The sequence below is a fragment of the Roseibium sp. SCP14 genome (genome assembly GCF_040329475.1).
Taxonomy (GTDB): domain Bacteria; phylum Pseudomonadota; class Alphaproteobacteria; order Rhizobiales; family Stappiaceae; genus Roseibium.
In genome coordinates, this window is the sequence record NZ_JBDZYH010000001.1 from 1,165,587 (window position 1) to 1,187,292 (window position 21,706).

Below are 21,706 nucleotides of genomic sequence, written 5' to 3' on the forward strand. Positions count from 1 at the left end.
CCAAAGCCTCGCAGCCGAATCGCCTACCGGCTGTTACCCATGTCACACAATTGCGGTTGCAGCGGCAGGACCTTCCTGCCACCGCAAACACCTAACCGAACTCGGGAAATCAGCCGGAATTGCACTGCCGCCATGTGAGCGACAGCGTCACACGATTGTTGATAGAGATGCGTTTAACGCTTCAGGCCGTCCTGAAAGACCACTGCCTCGCCGCGCGACGGCGTGGAAAGTTCACCTTCCCACATGACGCGTTGTCCCCGGACGATCGTACCGACAGGCCAGCCGGTAACCGACTTGCCGTCATACGGCGTCCAGCCGCATTTTGAAGCTATCCAGTCGTTGCTGATTGTCTCGGTGTGCTTGAGATCGACGACCGTAAAGTCGGCATCATAGCCAACGGCAATACGCCCCTTGCGTGCGGTCTGGAACAGACGCGCGGGACCTGCACTGGTCATGTCGACGAAACGCGCCAGGCTCAGGCGGCCGGCATTGACGTGATCCAGCATGATTGGAACCAGCGTCTGCACACCAGTCATTCCGGATGGTGATGCCGGATAAGGCTTCTGTTTTTCTTCCAGCAGATGCGGCGCGTGGTCGGAACCGAAAATGTCCAACACGCCCTGCTGCAGACCCCACCACAGACGCTCGGAATGACGCGGAGCGCGCACGGGCGGGTTCATTTGAACCAGTGTACCTAGGCGATGATAAGCTTCATCGGTCAGGGTCAGGTGGTGCGGGGTCACTTCGATCGACGCAACGTCCTTGTGATCGATCAGGTAATCCACTTCTTCCGCTGTGGACAGATGAAGGATATGGATCTTGGCATCGGTCTCGCGCGCAATCCCGACAAGCCGCTGTGTACACTGAAGGGCGGCAATTTCATCGCGCCAGATCGGGTGCGAACTTGGATCCCCCTCCACTCTTTCACCCTGACGATCGCGCAGGCGGAACTCGTCTTCGGAATGGAATGCCGCACGACGGCGCGTGGCTGAGAGAATATCGCGAACACCCTGATCGTCTTCGACCAGAAGGTCGCCGGTGGAAGACCCCATGAAGACCTTGATACCGGCCGCAGCGGGCAAACGCTCCAGCTCCGGAATGTCTTTCACATTTTCTCGAGTACCACCGACCCAGAAGGCAAAGTCGCAATGCATGCGATGATGACCGCGCTTCACCTTATCCGCAAGCGCTGCTTCGGAAGTTGTCAGAGGATTGGTGTTCGGCATTTCGAAGACTGCCGTGACGCCACCCATGACAGCGGCGCGTGATCCCGATTCCAGGTCTTCCTTGTGGTCGAGACCCGGCTCGCGAAAATGAACCTGGGTGTCCATCACTCCCGGCAGCACGTGCAGTCCGGCACAGCTGATCACCTGGTCTGCTTGCGACGCATCAAACGACCCGATGCCGGCGATCCTTCCGTCCTTGATCGCCACATCCCGAAGTCCCTCACCATCCTGATTGACTACGGTTCCACCTTTCAGGATCAGGTCATAGGTCGCGCTCATGAGGCTCCTCCGGCAATGGTTTTATCAGTGGCAGGACTATTTCTTCGGGCTTATACGCGCGCACCGGGAAAAGAGCCAGATGCTCCCTTACGATTTCCTGGACTTGCCCACCTGGGGCAAAGCGCCTATTTGGCCTAAACGACATTTTACATCTCAACGGGAGCGCTCCGTGCCGTCCTTCTCCTTTGCTCAGCTTGCCGACCGGTCGATCATTCGCGTTTCCGGGGAAGAGGCCCAGCATTTCCTGCAGAACCTGGTAACCGCTAATATTGACGAAATCGACCGGACAGGTGCCGGCGCCTCAGCCCTGTTGACACCACAAGGCAAGATCCTGTTCGATTTTCTGATCTACAAGACGGACGCTGCCTACCTGGTGGACGCCCCATCATCCACGGCCGCAGATCTTCTCAAACGTCTTACGTTCTATCGGCTGCGGGCAAAGGTGGATCTTGAGATGATGCCGGAAGGCACCGCCGTCTTTGCGGTCTGGGATGGAACAGTACAGGCTGAAAGCGCCATCACCGCGGTCACAGACCCACGTCTGCCGGCTCTCGGGCAACGGTTGGTCGGTCCTGTGGCAGCACTTGAAGGCGAACTTGGAACGGAAACCTCAGACCTCCAAGCCTACGACGCCCACCGGATCAAACTGGGAGTGCCCGAGGGTCTCAAGGACTTCGACTATTCCGACATCTTTCCGCACGATGCAGATCTGGATCAGCTGGGCGGCGTGTCCTTCAGCAAAGGCTGTTATGTCGGCCAGGAGGTCGTTTCACGCGTGCACCACAGAGGAACAGCACGAAAGCGCTTCGTACAGGTCCAGAGTTCCAGCTTGCTGCCGGAAAAAGGAACAGACGTTTCGGCTGACGGCAAATCACTTGGCACGCTCGGTTCCTCCACAGCTGCAGACCACGGCAGCATCGGCCTTGCGCTGCTTCGGCTTGACAAGGTCCGCCAAGCCAAGGACAACGGCAGCCCACTTCAATGCGGTGACGCCGAGATAACGGTCAAACTTCCCGAATGGGCCGAGTTTGCCTTGCCGGAGCCGGACACCGCGGACTGAAACCGCATTCTTTGTCTAGGACCAATGCCCTCAGCCCGTACCGACAAACCGCCCCGCGCCTGGCAGCGCATGCTTTCCGGCAGACGCCTCAACCTGCTGGATCCATCGCCGCTTGACGTCGAAATATCCGATATTGCCCACGGGCTTGCCCGCGTCGCGCGCTGGAATGGTCAGACTTATGGCGATCACGCCTTTTCAGTCGCCGAGCATTCGCTGGTCGTGGAAGACATCGCTTTGAAACTGAAGCCCGACTTGCCGCCTCACTGGCGCCTTGCTGTGCTTTTGCATGATGCACCGGAATACGTCATTGGCGATATGATCTCTCCGTTCAAGGCAGTCATCGGCGAAGCCTACAAGGCGGTGGAAACACGCCTTCAAGGCGCAATACATGTGCGGTTCGGGCTGCCGGCCGAAATTCCCCAGACGGTCAAGAAGCTGGCAAAACGGGCCGATATCATCTGCGCCTATTTCGAAGCCGTTGAGCTTGCCGGATTCGATGACGATGAAGCTGGAAAGATATTCGGGCGGCCGCGCGGATTTTCCGTGAATGGCGACGGCAAACTTCGATACGGCCTCAAACCTCAACCGGTCGCCAGGGCCGAAGAATTGTTCATGAAACGTTTTGAGGAAATCGAAGCTCTGCGCGAAGCTGGGAACAAACCCAAAAGCCGACACGCAAACGGGTGACCTAGACCGCGAATACCCCTAGGTTACTGACAGAAACAAATAACTGGTTCTGTCATGCTGCACGTGTGTTCACTTTCGAAATTGCCCGAGACGGTTACGGAAACCGGAGCGAAGTCTCTGGTAACCCTGATCAATGCCGAGATGGAGGTTCCGACCCCTCAGGGCATCGATCCGGACCGGCATCTGTTTCTGGCTTTCAACGACATTGTCGACCCGATCGAGGGCCTTGTTCCCGCCAGCGAGCAACAGGTGAAGGAGTTCATCGCCTTTGTCGAGACCTGGGACAGACAGGCGCCTCTCATCATTCACTGCTGGGCCGGAATCAGCCGCTCGACAGCCGGGGCCTATGTTGCCGCGTGTGCCTTGAACCCCGATGCCGACGAATTTCAGATGGCGGCACTGCTGCGGGAGAGATCACCTTCCGCGACCCCAAATCAGCGTATCGTTGCAATCGCGGACAAGCTGCTTGGACGGGAGGGGCGTATGATTGAAGCCATTCGCGGTATCGGTCGTGGCGCAAACGCCTTTGAAGGCACGCCTTTTGTCATGCCGATTGACTGAGATTTGAACGGGAGAACTCATGCCGCACAGGCACGCAAGTATCGAGATTGGACTGAACGCCGTAATTGTTTCCGTGACCGACGGTGTTCCGCAGATCGTCCACGTTGACGATGCCCGCGATGCCGCTCTCGACAGCTTGCCCTTCGGCCCGTTCGACCCGATCCACCACAGAACGTTTGAAATCGGCCTCCGTGCCTGGGTGGAGAACCAGACAGCTCTGCGTCTTGGATACATAGAACAGCTTTACACGTTTGGAGACCGAGGCCGCCACAGGGTCACGGGAGACGAGGGACCGCACGTGGTTTCCGTCGGCTACCTTGCCCTCACCCGGCAAACTCCGGACTCAGAGAATACCCTTGCGCGGCACAACTCGGCCTGGAGGTCCTGGTACGACTACTTTCCCTGGGAGGACTGGCGCAATGGTCGCCCGGCCCTGCTCGACAACGACATTTTACCGGCGCTCGAAACATGGGCTGAAGAAACGCCCTCTCCGGAGGAAACACCAAAACCGTTGAGCCGTCAGGAACGCATTCGCCTTGCTTTCGGGACCGAAGCGACAAGCTGGGACGAGGAACGGGCGCTTGAGCGTTTTGAACTTCTCTACGAGGCGGGACTGATCCTGGAAGCAAAACGGGACGGACGGCCTGCGGCATTGGCCCGCGACACCCTTCCCTTTCTCGGAGCTTCCATGCGTTTCGATCACCGCCGTGTTCTGGCAACCGCGATTTCCCGTTTGCGTGGCAAGCTGAAATACCGTCCGGTCATTTTCGAGTTGATGCCGGAAACCTTCACCCTGACGGAACTGCAAACTTCAGTCGAAGCCATTTCCGGGCGGCATCTTCACAAGCAGAATTTCCGCCGCCTGGTGGAAAATGCCGATCTGGTCGAACCGACGGGCGCGACTTCGACTGCGACGGGCGGACGGCCAGCTGCCCTGTTCCGCTTCCGCCACCAGCTGATGAGCGAGCGACCGGCTCCGGGACTGAGGGTCGGCGGACGCTGATTCCAGCCCAACTGTGACTTATCTACCACGTCAGTTGCCCCCCAGTACTTCGCATTATTAACCATACACGCGCCGCGGACAGAGAAAATTTCGCGAAAACCGGCGAATTCTGATCTCATTAACGCTCTTTCAAGGTTAAGCAGACATCTTCAACTGAAGTGCCGCTGTTTACACGGTGATAGCACTGGTCGTCCGGCGTGATGGGACGACGTGTAACGAGTTGGAGTCGGCTGCGTATGTTTGGCCTTAAGTCCCGCACAGTAAAGCGGTTATCTTCTGAAGTGACGCTATATCAAAGCCCGACGCGCGCACGTTTGCGTCGGTTCGCCTACCTGCTTGCCGCAAGCCCGGTGGTCTATCTGGGTCTCGGCGGTTCCGTTGGCGAACAGGATATTTTCGCGCTGATCAACGCACGCCATAATCAGACGCCGCGCTGGATGATGGCGCTCGAGCCTGCAAACTTCACCTCCAAGATTACGCCACAGCTGGCCCTGGGGACGACCCCGGTTCCCAACCATGCGAGCGCACCCATTCTCACCCTGACCTCCCCCGACAAGGGGTTCGAAGCCAAACCGTTGACCGGGCTTGAGGACGTTGCCAACAGCGTGCGACCAACCGAGCTTCCGGAAACGATCGTCACCAACACATCAGGCAAGGGTGACCGCAAGATCACGATGGCTCCGGACCGTCAGATGGTCGATATGGCAGCGGGCAACATTTACGCAATGTCCAGCCTGATCTCCAACGAGAAGAAACATGAAGACCTTCCGCGCGTCGCCTTCGTGAAACCCGCACCGCTCAATTCCAGGGAAACCACCCTTCTGGCAAAGGCCGACAAGGATGGGCTTCTTGAGGAAGGACCGCTCGACCTGCAAAAGATGATGATGGCGCGTAATGCCGCTGCCGCCAGCTTCTCGCTCGTTTCCGCCTACGCGCCCGAAAGCGTCAAGGAAACCAAGGAACCGTTCGACGCTCTGTTCGGTGCGGCAAAATACGAGCAGGAACTGCCGCCGCCGGAAGATCCCGAGAACCCGCACTGGTGGGCTCAAAAGCCTTTGCCCTTGTCTGTGGGGCAGAAAAAGGAACAGCGCTGCCTTGCCGAAGCCATTTACTTCGAGGCGAGAGGCGAAAGCGAAGAAGGTCAGGCTGCCGTTGCCCAGGTTGTTCTGAACCGGGTGAAGAACCCGGCCTATCCGAACTCGATCTGCGGTGTGGTTTATCAGAACCGGCACAAACGCAACCGTTGCCAGTTCTCCTTCGCCTGTGACGGCATCAAGGACCGGATTTCAAGCAAAGGCGCGTGGAAAACCGCACAAAAGCTGGCAAAGGAAGTTCTGGACGGCAAGCGCTACCTGAAAATGGTCGACGCCTCCACGCACTACCATGCCACTTACGTGAACCCGAGATGGGCGAAGTCCATGGCCAAGCGGGGCCAGGTCGGCCTTCACATCTTCTACAAGACCTATGCAGGTGGCTGGAACTGATCCGCCAAACCGAACCTGAATCAATCGCTGGACCTGAAGACGTTTGTGACGACATAAGTCGCCAACAGAACAAGGTGAAAACCGAATAATGCCGCAAACTGCAGCGTGCTGATTTGCGAGAACTCCAGCAGCTCACTCAGAACGTGAATCGATGAGATGATAACGATCGTCGACACGATCCTGTGCTTCATTCGTCTGTAAGCCCGCTCGCTTTCCTTGATATACCCTTCACCATGGGCCGAAGCCTTCAGCCGATATGTGTTGTAAGTGTTGTTCGCGACCATCACGACAAGGTTCGCAATGAACACCATGTCCAGCAGATTGAGGATCAGCAGGATGGTCTTCTTGCGATCGAGAAACTCGTAGGTCGAAATGGCATCATAGATGTCAACGAAGAAGGTGATCAGAAACAGGACCATGCCGATCGACAGTCCAACCAGCATCGGGATCTGTGCCAGACGTGTCAGGCGATTGGCCAGATCAAATTCTGTTGTTGTTGTTTCTTCAGCAGGTTGCCGTTCGTCCATTTGATCTTCCGGAACTTTCTTTCCAGGCTAGTCGACAAACGCTAGGGCAAAATCCGACCGGACGAAACCGTTTAAGGTTTTTCCTGTTTGATTTTGCCTTGTCCGTCCAAATTCGCTTTAGATGTTTTTTCCCCGGTAATCCAGTACCTTCGCCCAACCTGCTGCCGTCCGGGTGCGCCAACGCACCTTTCGTGAGCACGCCTGATGAACCGATTCGGAAACATAGCCTTTTCGGTTCAGCGCTCCCAGAGATTGCCTTTGAGCTGTCTGTCCTGAGCCGGGCTCACGCCATGTGCCGACCGGTAGCGTTTGGAGAAATGGGAAGCGCTGGAAAAACCGCAGGCAACACCGATGTCGATGATCCGCATGGATGTCCGGCAGACGAGCTGGCGCGCGATATCGATGCGGATCTTGTTGTAATACTCCAGCGGAGAGCAATTCAGATACTTCTGAAAATCTCGCTGCAGCTGGCGGGGGCTGGCCCCCAGCCGGTCGGCGATTTCCTGCAGCGACAGTGTTTCACTGACATTCTCGGTCATCAGCTCGATACAGCTGCGCAGTTTTTTCGGCACCATTTGCAGATCATCGCGCATGAGCGTGTGCTGTCGCTCGGCTCCGGACCGCATGTCATGATGGAGCGCGATCTCTGCAACATCGCTTGCAACGGCACCGCCATGGACCTCGGCAATGAAACCGATCATGAGATCGAGCGCAGCCGTGCCGCCCGCGCACGTCAGATACCGTCCGTCGGCCTGAATGAGATTGTCGACAAGCTCCGCATTGGGAAAAAGCTCCTTGAAGAGATCTGCATATTCCCAGTGAATGGTGCAGGTGCGGTTGTCGAGCAGCCCGAGATCCGCGAGCACGTAGGCTCCGGTGCAAATTCCCGCGATGCGGCTGGACCGCTTTGCGAATTGGCGGATCAACGCCTTTTGTCCGGATGTCAGCGAGACACGTTCGACGTCGTCGGAGCTGCAAACCGCGACAAGATCAGCATGTTCGATTTCATCAAGTGCACAATCGGCCCGCATGCGGCTGCCATTGCTGGCAATGGCATCCTGGCCGTCGACCGTACAGCACCTGTAAGTGAAGGCCTGCCGCTTCAGGACCTTGTTTGCGATACGAAGCGGTTCGATTGCAGAGGCAAAAGAAAGCAGGGAAAAATTCTTCAGAAGAAGAAAGCAGACGTCGACTGTCGCAGTGTTTGACGGCTCCGCAATCCGCTGCCAGCCCGGTTGAGACGAAATGACCTCATGAGATTGCTCGGAGGGAAAGACACCATTGCGCGCTTTTGTCGTCACCGAAAGCCGGCCTCCTTCATTTCCGCAGCAGATGACGCTGTCGGCCACCTCGTGCGCACACTGCCTTACTCAGCCGCATAAGTCGAGTTTGCAGACCGTATGGCGGGTCAGGCGATCTCGATGTCGAGACCGAGATCCAGCACCGGAGCAGAATGCGTGATCCAACCCGATGAAATCAGGTCCACACCCGATTCCGCCACCGCCCTGACCGTGTCAAGCTCAATGCCACCGGAAGCTTCCAGAAGAACCTTGCCGCCGGCAATTTCAACTGCCTGCGCCAGCTGGTCCGGCTGCATGTTGTCGAGCATGACAACGTCCGGCCCGGCCGTGAGGGCTTCCTTCAACTGGTCCAGCGTGTCGACTTCGACTTCGATCTTCACCAGATGACCGGCAAAGGCCTTGGCTGCCTCGATGGCGGGAACAACTCCTCCGGCAACCGCAATGTGATTGTCCTTGATGAGGATTGCATCATCGAGACCGAAACGGTGGTTGGCTCCGCCGCCGCATTTCACGGCGTATTTTTCAAAGGCGCGCAGACCCGGTGTTGTCTTGCGGGTACAGACGATGTCGGCCTTGGTGTGAGCGATCAGGTCGGCGAAACTCGAGGTCGCCGTAGCGATGCCGGACAGATGCCCCAGAAAATTAAGAGCCACCCGCTCGGCTGAAAGCAACGCCCTTGCCGGCCCTTCAATGCGGGCGACAACGTCCCCCGGCGACAGTCGATCACCGTCTCGCATGATGGGCTCGAATTGCAGCGAAGCATCCGTCAGGCGGAAGGCGCTTTCGGCGAAGCCTGCTCCCGCCAAGACTCCCGGCTTGCGGGCGGCAATGACGGCGCTGGCACGCGCCGCCGCAGGAAGAGTTGCCTGGCTGGTGATGTCTCCTGCCCGGCCCCAGTCCTCGAGAAGTGCTGCCCTGACAGCCTCATCGATCATCAATTGCGGCAGGTCGGGACGGTGCGTGCTGGTCATCGGCATTTCCGCTTACGCGGTCTCCAGAACTTCGGCGGTGATCGCTTCCACCTCTTTCAAGGTGGTGTAGGAACGCTTGGCCATGTCCGGATTTGCCTTCGGGAAATCGCTGCGGAAGTGACCACCACGGCTCTCCTGACGCTTCAAGGCAGACGCGGCAATGATCTTGCCCGCAACCATCATGTTCTTGATGGATTGACGGACGCAGATGCGTTCGGATTTCACGATGTCTGCAAGTGCGATTTTCAGACTGTCGGCATCGCGCACGACACCGACATTTCTCGCCAGCGTGTTGCGCAGAACAGTGATCGCATCACGCTCTTCAACATTCCGCTGGCTTGGAAGTCCCGGTTCGTCATCCATCGCATTCCAGTAGGCGCTGCGCGGCGTCGGCATCAGGCCCTGGATGTCTTCGGCAATGCGCGCGGCAAAGACAACGGCTTCCAGAAGAGAATTGGACGCCAGCCGATTGGCTCCATGAGCCCCCGTGGATGCGACTTCTCCAGCCGCCCACAGGCCATCCAGAGACGTTCTGCCGTTCGCGTCCGTCAACACGCCGCCCATATGGTAGTGTTCGGCCGGAGCAACCGGAAGCAGATCTTTTGTCGGGTCGATACCCGCAGCGCCCGCTGCTGCAAAGACTGTTGGGAACTCTTCTTTGAACCTGTCGCCGATGGCCTCACGGCAATCCAGATAGGCACCACGACCGGCGGCAATTTCCTGATGAATGGCGCGCGCCACGATGTCGCGCGGAGCAAGCTCACGGTCCGGATGAAGCCCATCCATGAACCGCTCCCCGGCCTTGTTGACGAGAATGGCACCTTCGCCGCGCAAGGCCTCGGTTGCCAGCGGTGTCGGATCCTTGCCAACATCCAGGGCTGTGGGGTGGAACTGGACGAACTCGGCATCGGCGATCACCGCACCTGCCCTGGCGGCCATGGCCAGTCCATGGCCGTTTGCTTCATGGGGATTGGTGGTCATGCCATAAAGATGGCCGATGCCACCGGATGCAAGAACAACCGCCTTTGCAGGAAATGCCATGCGCTCGATGCCGCCACGACGCCGGGCCAGAACACCGGTGACGTATCGCCCCTCGCCCAGGAAGCTTTCGCCGATATAGCCTTCCAGGACACGGATAGACGGCGTGTTGCGCACCGCCGCGATCAGGGCGTCCATGATGGCCTTGCCGGCCATGTCACCACGAACGCGGACCACGCGGCTCTGGGAATGCGCAGCCTCACGGGAGAACTTCAAACGCCCTTCCAGATCCTGATCGAACGGAACGCCGTAAGACAGAAGATCGTGAACCCGGTCGCTGCCTTCGCGCGTCATCTGGTCGACGATTTTTTCCTCACAGATGCCGCAACCGGCGGCAAGCGTGTCGTCGCGGTGCTTTTCAACCGAATCCTGTTCGGAGATAGCAGCGGCGATACCGCCCTGTGCCCAGGCCGACGAGGCTCCCTGCCCGATCGGAGCATTGGTGATGATTGTAACCGGTCTCGGACTGAGCTTCAGAGCGCAGAAGAGGCCTGCAAGGCCTCCGCCCAGAATGACGACATCATCTACATCCTTGCCAGTGTAGGCAGGCGCGAAATCCTCAACCGATACGGCCATGGGAATCTTCCTGGAACAGTTTGGGCCAAGCCCGAAAAAGTTTCCGGGCCAGGGAACCCTTCAGCCCGGAAAATACGCTGTGCGCGGTTTAGACCAAAGACGGTCAGATTTTCAAGTTGATCATCCGCTCGACGGAGACGCGAGCGCGGTCGGCAACCACAGGATCAACAATAACTTCGTCTTTCATTTCGACAAGCGTGTCGAGGATCTTGTCCAGTGTGATCCGCTTCATGTGCGGGCAGAGATTGCAGGGACGAATGTAATTCACGCCCGGCGTCTCGCTGGCGACGTTGTCGGCCATGGAACATTCGGTGATCATCATCACCTTTTCCGGCTGCTTCGTTTTGACCCAATTGATCATGTGGGCGGTGGACCCGGCAAAATCAGCTTCGGCCACAACGTCAGGCGGGCATTCCGGGTGAGCGATGATCTTCACTTCCGGTTCGATCTTGCGATAGTCGCGCAGCTCCTGAGCGGTGAAGCGCTCATGCACCTCGCAGGCGCCGTCCCAGACCAGAACTTCAACGTCGGTCTTGTTGCCGACATTGGCCGCCAGGTACTTGTCCGGAATGAGGAATACCTTGTCGACACCAAAGCTTTCCACCACCTGCAAGGCGTTGGACGAGGTGCAGCAGATGTCACATTCCGCTTTCACGTCGGCCGAGGTGTTCACATAAGTGATGATCGGAATTCCGGGGTTGCGTTCGCGCAGGCCGCGCACATCCGCTCCCGTGATCGATTCAGCAAGAGAGCACCCTGCCCGCATATCGGGAATCAGGACCGTTTTTTCGGGACTGAGGATCTTCGAGGTCTCGGCCATGAAATGGACGCCACACTGCACGATCACTTCCGCATCCGTGCGGGTCGCCTCGATGGCAAGCTGCAGGCTGTCGCCGACAATGTCCGCCACACCGTGGTAGATGTCCGGCGTCATGTAGTTATGCGCCAGAACAACCGCGTTGCGCTCTTTCTTGAGCTTGTTGATCGCATGGATCGTAGGGGCGAGCGCAGGCCATTCGATGGCCGGGATGATGTGTTTCACCTTCTCGTAAATCGGCGCAGTCGCCTCGGCGATTTCAGGCGAATAGTTCAGATCCGGACGTTCAATCCTGCCGTAGCGCTCCAGAGCCGTCAGGCCATTCGAAATCGGATCACCAACCGGCGCGGATGTCTGGGCAATGGTCATTGCGACCTCCCTTGGATGTGCAGACCGAACCTGATACTTCAGACTGCGACCTCATTATACTCAACTTGAGCATATTAATCGCAAAAGAAAACGGGCACATCGGCCCAGACACTTTTGCTCGTTCGGAGTTTATATAAGGGGAATGTGGCCAAAAATCCATCACTTTCCATACAAATTGGCCGGATAGATATTTTACCTTTAAACTTCAATACTTTGAGACAAAATTTTATGATCTCTGACTAGCCAGCTAACGAAATCCGGGCCTGTGAAATGTGCGCGGTGGTCATTCATTTCATTTCTTGATCCATTGATCAAAAATACGCGTTTTGCCGATTCATGTGCACCCGTTATCTTATCGTAGAAATACGATTTGAGGCTTCCAATGACCATCGCAACTTCCTCTATACGCACGGGTCCCAACATCCCGCTGGTGATCGCGTGCGGCTGCCTGATTGCCCTGATTTCCTTCGGACCGCGCTCGGCCATGGGGTTGTTTTTTCAACCTATGACGGAAGCTCGCGACTGGAGCCGCGAAATATTCGCACTGGCGATTGCCATTCAGAATCTGGTGTGGGGCATCGGCCAGCCCGTCGCCGGAATGATGGCCGACCGATACGGCACGTGGAAAACAATGACGCTCGGCGCAGTGCTCTATGCCACCGGTCTTCTCTTGATGATTGATGCCGATAGCGCTGTAGCACTGCATGTTTCCGCTGGCGTACTTATTGGCCTGGGCATCGCGTTTTCTTCCTTCTCCTTGGTTCTGGCAGCGTTCGGCCGCACCGTATCACCCGCGCAACGGTCGATCGCCTTCGGCATCGGCACAGCGTCGGGTTCTCTCGGCCAATTCCTGTTTGCACCGCTTGGTGGCGCTCTCATTGCCAATGTCGGCTGGCAGGACACCCTGCTCGTCTTCACGGGACTGGTCGCACTCATCCCGCTGTTTGCAATTGCCCTGCGCGGCAAATCCGATCACTCCTCGACAGCGGCTCCCGCGAGCAATCAGAAGCTTTCCGAAGCTGTGGCGGAAGCATTCGGCACGCGTGGTTTCATATTGCTGACGATCGGCTTTTTCGTTTGCGGATTTCACGTGGCCTTTATCACGGTGCACCTGCCACCCTATATTGCCGACCTGGGTCTGGACCCGGCCTGGGGCGCGACCGCGATCGCACTTATCGGGCTGTGCAACATCGTTGGCTCTCTGGCGTCAGGCTACATCGGAGGGCGCTATTCCAAACCGATTTTCCTGTCACTGATTTACCTCGGCAGATCGATTGCAATCTTTGCCTTCATCATGCTGCCGGTCACACCAACGTCCGTGCTGGTCTTTTCGGGTGTCATGGGATTGCTTTGGCTTTCGACAATTCCGCCGACATCCGGCCTCGTCGCAGTGATGTTCGGTCCACGCTACATGGCAACCTTGTTCGGCTTCGTATTCCTCTCCCATCAGATCGGCTCGTTCCTGGGTGTCTGGCTGGGAGGCAAACTCTATGACGAGACCGGCTCCTATGATGCCATCTGGTGGTGCGGCATCGTGCTGGGCATTCTGGCAGCCCTGATCCACCTGCCCATTCAGGAAAAACCGGTGCCAAGGCTGGCAGCTGAACCGGCCCAGTAGCGAGCATCGCTGATTCTCCGGAACCTGTTGAGACTATCAGTTGCCTCGGCAGGTTCCGTGAAGACATATCGAAAGCCTGACATGTGGACGCACTGCCAGCGCTCGCGGCATATGACGAGGACACGGACCGTTTTCCTCATCCTCGACGTCGTGCGCTACAAGTATCCGCCGGTCTGGGTCGATGCGGCAACGTTGTTCGATGCAATGAACACCACCGATTCCGATAACAACGACCAGACCAGAGGCAATGTCACGGTTGGCCGCTCCGAGCAGCCGCCTTCCCTTTGCCGAAGGGTTTACGCAAAACGCTTGGACAAGCCGATCATGTCCAGGCCGCCGGCATGTTTTCAACAGACATGCCCGCCTGTACGTGGATTACCCTGCCACTTTCGAGAAATCGGCGACCACGTGGGTCGCATCGCGGATTTCGCCGAGTAGCTGCAGGCGGTTCATGCGCAGAACCTTGTCGTCCGAATTCACCAGAATGTCTTCGAAGAAACGGTCGACCGGTGCACGCAGTTTCGACAGCGCTTCCATGGCACCCTCGAAATTCTCGGCGCTAACAGCTTCAGCAGCCTCGGCGCGGGCCGTGCCTATGGCAGCGGCCAAGTCGATTTCCGCCTGTTCCTGCAAGTGATCTGCATGCGGCTTGCCTGTTATCGGCGCGCCGTCCTTCTTTTCTTCCGCCTTCAGAATGTTTACTGCACGCTTATAACCCGCGAGCAGGTTGGCGCCGTCGTCGGACGACACAAGCTTGCCAAGAGCCTCGACTCGCTTGACGACCATCAGCAGATCATCCTGACCTTCCAGCGCAAAGACAGCATCGATCAGGTCGTGACGGGCGCCTTCATCCTTCAGGTGAACCTTGAGACGGTCACCGAAGAAAGAAAGAAGGTCGGCAACAAGCGCGTCCGGATCCGTTACACTCACATTGTGCAGGTCGAGAGCAGAACGGATCGCCTGCCCCAGTTTGATCCGTATTCCGTTTTCAAGGACGAGACGAATGACACCAAGCGCAGCACGACGCAGCGCGAACGGATCTTTCGAACCGGTTGGCTTTTCATCAATCGCCCAGAAGCCGGCCAGCAAATCCAGTTTGTCCGCCAGCGCGACGCTGACCGCAACCGGGTCTGCCGGCACGTTGTCGGAAGGACCCTGCGGCTTGTAATGTTCTTCGACCGCCGTCGCGACAGATGCGTCTTCTCCCTGGGCAGCGGCATAGTAACGGCCCATCAATCCCTGAAGTTCCGGGAACTCGAAGACCATTTGCGAGACCAGGTCCGCCTTGGCAAGTTCTGCGGCGCGTTTCGCCTTTGCTTCGTCTGCCCCGACGGTGGAAGCGAGCGCTCCGGAAAGAGCAACGAGGCGCTGCACACGTTCGCCGACGCTGCCGAGCTTTTCGTGAAATTTGACCTCGTCCAGCTTCGGCAGATTGTCGGAAAGCCTGGTCTTCAGGTCCGTCTCCCAGAAGAAACGGGCATCGGAAAGCCGCGCTCGGATGACCTTTTCATTACCAGCCACAATCAACTTGCCACCATCTTCGGCAAGGATGTTGGACACGAGGACGAATTTGTTGGCAAGGCGTCCGGTCTTCGGATCCTTCAAAACGAAACACTTCTGATTGACGCGAATGGTGAGCTGAATGCACTCGTCCGGAATTTCCAGGAACTCTTCATCGAAGGCTCCGGTGAGAACCACTGGCCATTCGACAAGACCTGCAACCTCTTCCAGAAGACCGGGATCCTCGACCAGCTCCAATCCGAGAGCCAGTGCCTGATCCTTGGCATCGTTCAGGATGATCTCCTTGCGGCGATCGGCATCCAGAACGACCTTGTGTTTTTCAAGGCCAGTCGCATAGTCGTCAAACCTGCGCACTTCAAAGGCTTCATCAGCCAGGAAACGGTGACCACGCGTCGCCTGTCCCGAGCGGATACCGTCAAACTCGAACGGCACGACTTCAGGCTCCTCGGTTTCCGGACCGAATGTGGCAACGATGGCATGAAGCGGGCGCACCCAGCGGGTGGTGGTTGATCCCCAACGCATGGATTTCGGCCATGGGAAGTTGCGCAGGATACCCGGCATGAACTCGGCGATGATGTCAATTGCGGTGCGACCCGGTTTTTCGATCACCGCGACGTAGAATTCACCCTTTTTCGGATCGCTCTGGATCGTCGCATCTTCTATGGAAGCAAGACCGGCGCCGCGCAAGAACCCTTCAACTGCCTTTTCCGGCGCTCCGACCCGAGGTCCCTTGCGCTCCTCGCGCGTTGCAGCGGAACCGACCGGAACACCCGCGACATGAAGGGCCAGACGCCTTGGTGTGGCGAATGCCTTTGCGCCCTCATACGGCAAACCGGCGTCGACCAGTGCGTTTGTTACGAGAGACTTCAAGTCTTCGGCCGCCTTGCGCTGCATACGGGCCGGAATTTCTTCGCTGAAAAGCTCAAGCAGAAGATCGGGCATGGGATTAAAGGCCTTCGGTCTTGGTGGGATGCCACCGGAAATGGATTGAGCGTCCGTTACCAAGTCGCTGGCCTCTTGTCACCCCCTTTCCGGTTCAGTCCGCCAACGCTGCGTCACCTGTTCTTGCAATGACGGTTTCATGGGAATGCTTCACTTTTCTTCAAGGAATACATGCAAGACTTCAGCGAAATCAGACAGCCTGATGTATTGGGACCAGTTACGTGACTAAACAGGAAGTTGCAGAAAAGCGATTGTTGCCTCGATCTATGATTGCACTCCTTGTATTAGTCTTCGGTAGCTTTGTATTATTGCAGTTTTTACCTAGTATTTTTTCGTTTGAACAGACGAGTGAAGATTATCGCACGTTCAAGTTCGTGACGAGTTCCCTTCTCACAATCGCTGCTCTTTGTCTTCTCTATGGCATTTGGACAACAAGACGCCTGCGCAAGGAATTGACCGCCAGATCTTCTGCCCATTCCGAAGCTCTTGCGCTCGCCCAGCACGATCCCTTGACCGGTCTGCCAAATCGCCGCCGCCTGCTGGATGCCTTTCCGGACCTGACGCGCGAGGTAAAATCGGACAGCTTCAGGGCCGTGATGATGCTGGACCTGGACGGCTTCAAACCGATCAACGACGTTTACGGGCACGATTTCGGTGACAACCTGCTGCGGAGCTTCGCCAACCGACTGGCGGAGACCGTCGGCAATGAAGGCCTCGTTGCCCGTCTCGGCGGCGACGAGTTCGCGGTCATTTCCCCGATCTTCGAGGACAAGTCGGAAGCAGCCGGTTTCGCCCGGCGGCTGCTGACGCGCATCAGTGACCGGTTCGAATTCGGCGAGCGTCAGATTTCCATCGGAAGCGGCATCGGAATAGCACTTTACCCGCATGACGGCTACGCGATCACGGAATTGCTGCGGCGGGCAGACATCGCGCTCTACCGGGCCAAATCCTCCGGTCGATCCACCTATCGATTTTTCGAAGTCGATATGGACGCCTCGATCCTGCACCGGACACTTCTTGAGCAACGCCTTCGCCGTGCCATCGAAGACCGTTTGGTCAACGCCTATTATCAGCCGATCCTCGATATGGACTCAGGCAAAATTGCGGGTTTCGAGGCTCTGGCGCGCTGGACAGACACAGATTTCGGAATGGTTTCTCCGACCCAGTTCATTCCAATCGCGGAAGACTGCGGCATCATCTCCGAACTGACCCGCCATCTGCTCAACGATGCTTGCCGCGTTGCAAAGGATTGGCCGGATGAACTCTACTTGTCATTCAACCTGTCGCCCGTTCAGTTGCAGGACCCTGCCCTTCCGCACCAGATAAGCTCCATTCTTGCCCAAAGCGGCTTTGAACCGAAACGGCTGGTTCTGGAAATTACCGAAACATCCCTGGTCAAGAACCCGGAATCGGCCAAACGCATACTGACCGAGTTGACCGAACTCGGGATCTCGATTGCCCTTGACGATTTCGGCGCCGGTCACTCGAGCATGAGTTACCTGCGCGACTTTCCGATCAAGAAGGTCAAGATCGACAGGTCCTTTACCGAGCGAATGCTCGTCGACAAGCAATGCGGCGCGATCGTGGAAGCCATTCTTGTTCTGTCAAAAGGATTGGACATCGACGCCGTCGCGGAAGGTGTTGAAGAAAGTGAAATTCACGAGGCTCTCAGCTCCAACGGTTGCCACTATGGGCAAGGCTTTCTCTATGCGGAAGCGGTAGATGCGGCGGACGCTGCCGATCTGCTCAAACTGCAGGGGAATGGACCACTTCCCTTCACCGACAAGACCGACGCCGCCTGAACCAGCCCTCTGAAAAAGTTCCTGCGTTCATCCTCCGAGGAACAGGAGGATGATCACTGCATTTGCCAGGTCGACAAAAAACGCGGAAACCAGCGGCAGGATCAAAAAGGCCTGTGTCGACGGCCCGTAGCGCTTGGTGACGGCCGTCATGTTGGCAATCGCGGTGGGTGTTGCACCTAGCGCAAATCCAGCGAATCCCGATCCCAGGACAGCGCCGTTGTAATTTCTCCCCATGAGAGGAAACAGGATCAGAATGATGTAAAGCGCGGCTACCACGATCTGCGTTGCCAGTATGAGCATCATCGGACCGGCCAGTCCGGCAATGGTCCACAGCTGCAGGCTCATCAGGGACATGGTCAGGAAAATGCCGAGTGCCAGATCGGAGATAACCGCTAGTGAGCGGGACCTGGCCGGCCAGGTGATGTTCGGAAAAATCAACGGCACGGTGTTGGACAAGACGATGCCGCAAAAGAGGCAGGTCACGAATACCGGCAAATCCAGTCCAATTCCTGTTTTCAGGACCTCTTGCAGAATGCTGCCAAGCCCGATTGCGATGTTAAGAACCAGGATGGATCGCATCAGGCCGGTATGAGTGACGTTGGTATCAGCCTCCTGATCGCTCTCGATACCGATCATGGGATCTTCATGAGGACGGTTCGGGTCCGGTTTCGCACCCTTTCGTTCAATCAGGTAGTTGCCGACCGGCCCGCCCAGGAGACTGGCAGCAATCAGGCCGAGCGTGGCTGTTGCAGCCCCAATCTCGACAGCGCCTACCACCCCGTAGTCGCCTGCCAGTCTGGGGGCCCAGGCAATTGCGGTGCCATGCCCACCAACCAGGGAAACCGTGCCGCCGAGCAGACCAAAACCGGTTGGGAAACCCATGGCGACCGCGAGGCCGGTTCCGACGATATTTTGCAGAAGCATGTAGCCCACTGTCAGGCCGAGTAGGACCAGAAGCGGTCTACCTCCCTTAGCCAGATCGGAGAACTTTGCGTTCAGGCCGATTGCGGTGAAGAAGCAGAAAAGAAGATAGTCGCGGGAAGCAAGCGAGAAACTTATTTCGGTTCCGCGAACGAGGTAGACCATCAGTGCCAGGAAGGCCACCAGCAAACCGCCTGAGACGGGTTCGGGAATGTTGTAGTGGCGAAGGAACTCGATTTTCTTGTTTAACCGGACCCCCAGAAAATAGACCAGGATCGCCAGGTTAAAACTCACGAATTCACTCAGGGAGAGTGTCTCTCCTGTCATTGCCCACCCGCTCCTTCACGCCGCTTTCTAAAGAGAGCACCCGGCGGGCATTCAATCAAATGGGAGAAAAAAGGCAAGCGGCTCTACCAGCCGCCGCCTCCACCGCCGCCTCCGCCGCCCCCGGACGACCCGCTGGATGAACCGGAACTGGAGGTTTCAGGAACCGGCACAGACGATTGGAAGGAACCAGCCATCGCGCTTGCCGTTGCCCCCACGCTCTCAGAGATTCGCCTCGCGTCAAATGATCTGCCGGAGTACCAGCCTGGATGATAGTTGTTCGCCGCAGCGGCCCCGGCAGCGGTCGCCAGCCAGCCTTCAAATGCTTTGGACCATGGCTTTTCCACGCCCAGAGCGACGGCATAGGGAAGCAGTTTTTCAAAATGTGTGGTGGTCATGTCCGGTGCCTCGGCCATGTTGAGGCGCTCTTTTTCTGCGACAGACAGATAAAGATGCAACCCCTCGATTTCATCCAGCACTTTGCGCCCAAGAGCCGTTGGAGCGCCTATCACGCAGATAAACAGGATGTTCATTGCAATCAAAAAGACAACGACAAGCGGAAATGCCTGCATGCCGTCAAGACCGCCGGTCGCTAGATCGGCCAGGCTGGTGGCTCCGTATGCCAGCAGCCCCAGCGCAACAATAGTCAAACCCAACTGCACCGGAAAATTGACGAACCTGCGAAAGAGCAGACCAAACCCAACAGAAATCATGGTCACGAAGACGGAGAAGAACATGAACATGATGGTGAATTCCTCCTGCGCCGATGTCTTCGGCACAAGAAAAATCATCGCTGCTATGGTGACCAGAGAAAGCAGGATCGCCGGGATCAGGTAGGTCCAGTTGCTTTTGAAATAAACGTTTCTGCTTTCACCGATAATCGCGCCGCAGAACCTGTCGCCCAGACTCTCGATCGATTTGCCGTTGTTCTCATTCAGGATCAGGGGACTGTCGCGGTCGCTCAGCCATTTTTCCAGAGCAGCTTCTCCCTTGGGCAGGCCATTTCCCGCAATGGCTCCGTTCCTGCCGTCAGGCGCCAGGAACAGGGTCACCTCGCCATCATCGTCTTCCAGCCGAAGACGTTTTTTCACTGCAAGATTGAGGCAGGCGGCAGATAGAGCGATCCAGCCGCCGTCTCCAAATCCCCGTTCGACGATATACTTGGCAAGTGCGGGAGAGACGCCTTCAGGAGCCTCGAACCTTGGGAAAATGACGCCCTTTGCCGGGTCACGGCCGACCTTGAGCCATGAGAACAGGTAATAGAGGAGAACCAGCAGAGCGCCCCCACCACCGATCAGCTCATACCGATAGTCGGTCAGGAAATACTGAAACTGTTCGGCCTGCGATGGCGGCTGAATCGAGCCGACGGGCATATTGACGACAACAGACAGCCCTTCATGAGGCGCCAGTGTCTGGTTCGTGACAAAAACAACTTCTGAACCATCCGTTTCTGAAACGGCATCATAGTTCTGCTCGGTTGACCCGAACGGCCCCGTGAAAGCAGTCCAGTCGGTGGCCATTACATCTTCCGGCAGCACGACCCGCGCAATCGCCTCGTCAATCGGAAACGCCCATTCCACTCCGGTCGCGTTCCAATAAATCTCGTCGTAATCTTCGAAAAAACGGACCTGCCGGGTGGTTTCATAAACAAAGGTGTAGGTGTAGTTGCCCGGTCGCAGGAAGACGCTTTCCTCGCCGACATAGATCCGGACGCCGTTTGAACTCTTTCTGGTGAAGTGCGGCGCCGGCTGCCCGTCCTGCAGAACAGAGAGGAGTTTGAAACCGACCTGATAGGTTCGCCCATTCGGCCCCTTGGCAGAAAGCGGAATGTCCCTGAAAATTCCCCGCCTGATTTCTCTGGCTTCTGCGCGGACGGTGATGGTCTCTGTGACCGTCAATGTGCCGTTTTTCGCCGCTTCAATGTTGGAAACGAATTTCAGGATCCGCTCGTCCGCCTGCGCGGAGCAACCGAGCACAAGAAGGAACAGCGCGGCAAAGCCGCAGGTCAAAAATCGCAGAGTTTTCATCGGGCCGGTCTCCGTCAAAACTGAACCGCCGGCACGGCCCGGTCTGCGTCATCCTCGATCTCGAAATACTCGGCCTTTTCGAACTTGAACTGGTTGGCAATCAGGTTGGATGGAAAACTCTCGACCGCCACATTCAATCCCCGAACCGCACCATTGTAATAGCGGCGCGCCATTTGAATGGCGTTCTCGATGTCGTCCAGGGACTGGTGAAGATCGGAAAAATTGTGACTTGCCTTCAGATCAGGATAGGCCTCGGCAACGGCAAAGAGCCGGCCAAGCGCCTGTGACAACTGTCCTTCCACCTTTGCCCTTCCGGCAATATCGTCCTTTGGAAGAGAGCCTGCCTGCGTGCGCAGCTGCGTGACCGCATCCAGCGTTTCCTGTTCATGGGAGACATACCCCTTCACAGTCTCGACCAGATTGGGGATCAGGTTTGCCCGTCGCTTCAGCTGGACGTCGATACCGCTCCAGCCTTCTTCGACCATCTGCCGTTTCTTGACCAACGTGTTGTACAGAATGATCGCGAAAACAGAGAGCGCGATCAGAAGCGTCAGAACAAACCAGGCAATCATAAAAAACCTCCGCAAATGAGCTGCGGAAGCTATCCGTTCAGTTCCTGATTGTCATCCGGTACACGGGAATTGATTTGTTT

Annotated in this window: 18 protein-coding genes; 8 read left to right on the forward strand and 10 right to left on the reverse strand. The window is 57.1% G+C overall.

The features are described 5' to 3' along the window. Positions 1 to 173: 173 nt before the first annotated feature. On the reverse strand, positions 174 to 1,505 hold the full coding sequence (locus tag ABLQ08_RS05315) for a dihydroorotase (protein ID WP_352940077.1): 1,332 nt from the start codon (positions 1,503 to 1,505) through the stop codon (positions 174 to 176). Between the two features lie 169 nt (positions 1,506 to 1,674). Between ABLQ08_RS05315 and ABLQ08_RS05320 the strand changes: the two genes are divergently transcribed. From ABLQ08_RS05320 to ABLQ08_RS05340, 5 genes are all read left to right on the forward strand, one after another. Next, the gene (locus ABLQ08_RS05320) at positions 1,675 to 2,565 is read left to right on the forward strand and encodes a YgfZ/GcvT domain-containing protein (RefSeq protein WP_352940078.1); all 891 of its coding nucleotides are present in this window, start codon (positions 1,675 to 1,677) and stop codon (positions 2,563 to 2,565) included. 24 nt (positions 2,566 to 2,589) lie between these two features. After that, a complete protein-coding gene (locus ABLQ08_RS05325; protein ID WP_352940079.1) occupies positions 2,590 to 3,252 on the forward strand; it encodes an HD family hydrolase in 663 nt (220 codons plus the stop codon). Between the two features lie 54 nt (positions 3,253 to 3,306). Continuing rightward, positions 3,307 to 3,813 (forward strand): tyrosine phosphatase family protein, encoded by a 507-nt coding sequence (locus ABLQ08_RS05330; RefSeq protein ID WP_352940080.1) that lies wholly within the window; start codon positions 3,307 to 3,309, stop codon positions 3,811 to 3,813. Between the two features lie 19 nt (positions 3,814 to 3,832). Next, on the forward strand, positions 3,833 to 4,816 hold the full coding sequence (locus tag ABLQ08_RS05335) for an NrtR DNA-binding winged helix domain-containing protein (protein ID WP_352940081.1): 984 nt from the start codon (positions 3,833 to 3,835) through the stop codon (positions 4,814 to 4,816). 236 nt (positions 4,817 to 5,052) lie between these two features. Further along, positions 5,053 to 6,300 (forward strand): cell wall hydrolase, encoded by a 1,248-nt coding sequence (locus ABLQ08_RS05340; protein WP_352940082.1) that lies wholly within the window; start codon positions 5,053 to 5,055, stop codon positions 6,298 to 6,300. A 20-nt stretch (positions 6,301 to 6,320) separates the two neighbouring features. Here ABLQ08_RS05340 and ABLQ08_RS05345 read toward each other — a convergent pair whose 3' ends face one another. The 5 genes from ABLQ08_RS05345 to nadA form a co-directional block, all read right to left on the reverse strand. After that, positions 6,321 to 6,827 carry a YqhA family protein gene (locus tag ABLQ08_RS05345; protein WP_352940083.1) on the reverse strand — a complete coding sequence of 169 codons (507 nt, stop codon included), beginning with the start codon at positions 6,825 to 6,827 and terminating at the stop codon, positions 6,321 to 6,323. 236 nt (positions 6,828 to 7,063) lie between these two features. Beyond that, positions 7,064 to 8,128, reverse strand: coding sequence for a GlxA family transcriptional regulator (locus ABLQ08_RS05350; protein WP_352940084.1), 1,065 nt, complete (start codon positions 8,126 to 8,128; stop codon positions 7,064 to 7,066). A gap of 107 nt (positions 8,129 to 8,235) precedes the next feature. Beyond that, positions 8,236 to 9,099, reverse strand: coding sequence for a carboxylating nicotinate-nucleotide diphosphorylase (gene nadC, locus ABLQ08_RS05355; RefSeq protein WP_352940085.1), 864 nt, complete (start codon positions 9,097 to 9,099; stop codon positions 8,236 to 8,238). A 12-nt stretch (positions 9,100 to 9,111) separates the two neighbouring features. Further along, positions 9,112 to 10,713 (reverse strand): L-aspartate oxidase, encoded by a 1,602-nt coding sequence (locus tag ABLQ08_RS05360; RefSeq protein ID WP_352940086.1) that lies wholly within the window; start codon positions 10,711 to 10,713, stop codon positions 9,112 to 9,114. A gap of 103 nt (positions 10,714 to 10,816) precedes the next feature. Continuing rightward, positions 10,817 to 11,899, reverse strand: a complete 1,083-nt coding sequence (gene nadA, locus ABLQ08_RS05365; protein WP_352940087.1) for a quinolinate synthase NadA — start codon at positions 11,897 to 11,899, stop codon at positions 10,817 to 10,819. 382 nt (positions 11,900 to 12,281) lie between these two features. Between nadA and ABLQ08_RS05370 the strand changes: the two genes are divergently transcribed. Beyond that, complete coding sequence (locus tag ABLQ08_RS05370; protein ID WP_352940088.1) at positions 12,282 to 13,517, forward strand: MFS transporter; 1,236 nt, start codon at positions 12,282 to 12,284, stop codon at positions 13,515 to 13,517. A gap of 111 nt (positions 13,518 to 13,628) precedes the next feature. Then, positions 13,629 to 13,955 carry a phytochelatin synthase family protein gene (locus tag ABLQ08_RS05375; protein ID WP_352940089.1) on the forward strand — a complete coding sequence of 109 codons (327 nt, stop codon included), beginning with the start codon at positions 13,629 to 13,631 and terminating at the stop codon, positions 13,953 to 13,955. Here the strand turns inward: ABLQ08_RS05375 and glyS are convergent. After that, positions 13,893 to 15,980, reverse strand: coding sequence for a glycine--tRNA ligase subunit beta (gene glyS / locus ABLQ08_RS05380; RefSeq protein ID WP_352940090.1), 2,088 nt, complete (start codon positions 15,978 to 15,980; stop codon positions 13,893 to 13,895). The two genes, ABLQ08_RS05375 and glyS, sit on opposite strands and share 63 nt — an antisense overlap. 374 nt (positions 15,981 to 16,354) lie before the next feature. Between glyS and ABLQ08_RS05385 the strand changes: the two genes are divergently transcribed. Beyond that, positions 16,355 to 17,782 (forward strand): putative bifunctional diguanylate cyclase/phosphodiesterase, encoded by a 1,428-nt coding sequence (locus ABLQ08_RS05385; RefSeq protein ID WP_352940091.1) that lies wholly within the window; start codon positions 16,355 to 16,357, stop codon positions 17,780 to 17,782. A gap of 27 nt (positions 17,783 to 17,809) precedes the next feature. Here the strand turns inward: ABLQ08_RS05385 and gltS are convergent, their stop codons facing one another. From gltS to ABLQ08_RS05400, 3 genes are all read right to left on the reverse strand, one after another. Further along, entirely contained in the window at positions 17,810 to 19,030 is a 1,221-nt protein-coding gene (gene gltS, locus ABLQ08_RS05390; protein ID WP_352940092.1) for a sodium/glutamate symporter, read from the reverse strand. An 83-nt stretch (positions 19,031 to 19,113) separates the two neighbouring features. After that, positions 19,114 to 21,054 (reverse strand): DUF2207 domain-containing protein, encoded by a 1,941-nt coding sequence (locus ABLQ08_RS05395; RefSeq protein ID WP_352940093.1) that lies wholly within the window; start codon positions 21,052 to 21,054, stop codon positions 19,114 to 19,116. A 14-nt stretch (positions 21,055 to 21,068) separates the two neighbouring features. Then, complete coding sequence (locus ABLQ08_RS05400; RefSeq protein WP_352940094.1) at positions 21,069 to 21,626, reverse strand: LemA family protein; 558 nt, start codon at positions 21,624 to 21,626, stop codon at positions 21,069 to 21,071. Between the last annotated feature and the right edge of the window lie 80 nt (positions 21,627 to 21,706).